Origin of the sequence: Burkholderia cepacia (assembly GCF_001039005.1) — a bacterium.
Taxonomy (GTDB): domain Bacteria; phylum Pseudomonadota; class Gammaproteobacteria; order Burkholderiales; family Burkholderiaceae; genus Burkholderia; species Burkholderia theae.
The window spans coordinates 1-326 of sequence record NZ_LDWR01000165.1 but is presented as its reverse complement, the minus strand read 5'-3'; the positions used below and the strand labels follow the sequence as shown (position 1 = coordinate 326).

General features: G+C 52.8%; 2 tRNA genes. Both read right to left on the bottom strand.

Features of this window, described 5'->3' with window-relative positions:
- Positions 1-60 precede the first annotated feature (60 nt).
- Positions 61-136, bottom strand: a tRNA-Ala gene (locus tag VL15_RS38900).
- Between the two features lie 36 nt (positions 137-172).
- Positions 173-249, bottom strand: a tRNA-Ile gene (locus tag VL15_RS38895).
- Between the last annotated feature and the right edge of the window lie 77 nt (positions 250-326).

The window sequence follows — 326 nt, the reverse complement described above, 5'->3', positions numbered from 1 at the left end:
TGACTGGCTCAATCGCCAATGACAAAAATTCGACTACGTCGAACGCTTGTCATTGAAGATTGGTGGAGGCAGACGGGATCGAACCGACGACCCCCTGCTTGCAAAGCAGGTGCTCTCCCAGCTGAGCTATGCCCCCATATACAGAGATCCTCAGGGTACTACCGCCAGACAATGGTGGGTCTGGTTGGATTCGAACCAACGACCCCCGCCTTATCAAGACGGTGCTCTAACCGACTGAGCTACAGACCCCTGAGTCTGTCTTTAATTTACAGCCGATAAGCGTGAGCGCTCAACTTTGCGAGATAGCTCTAGAAAGGAGGTGATCC